General features: G+C 61.5%; 1 pseudogene. It reads right to left on the bottom strand.

Annotated elements, in window-relative coordinates:
- Nucleotides 1-274: pseudogene (locus AX708_RS07120) on the bottom strand (IS110 family transposase); the annotation flags it as partial.
- Between the last annotated feature and the right edge of the window lie 77 nt (nt 275-351).

Here is a 351-nt window from a genome sequence, read left to right on the forward strand (position 1 = left end):
GTCGACGAAGGTTTGGTGGCAAAGGCCGCCCATCGCCGGTGCGCATGTCGTCGAGCTGTTTTGACCAGTCACCGCCCTTGATGGCTTTGACAGATCGTATGCCCTGTAATGCAAGTAGCCCCCTGATCCGAGAGATAATTCGGGTGCGCTCGTGCACGAGATCGCCGCGCTCCCGCATTACTCGGCGCGCGTCCTCTTCCTCGGGAGAGGGCACGTCCACGACACGGCACACGCTTTTGTCGCCAGCGAGATAGGCTTTGAGGATCCCGATCATTGCTTCGGCGTCGATCCGGTCGGTTTTTGCGCGCCTGCCTCGCCGCGACACGAGGAAGCTGGCGGGATCCAGCACAT

It is taken from the genome of Erythrobacter sp. CCH5-A1 (assembly GCF_001557115.1).
GTDB lineage: Bacteria > Pseudomonadota > Alphaproteobacteria > Sphingomonadales > Sphingomonadaceae > Erythrobacter.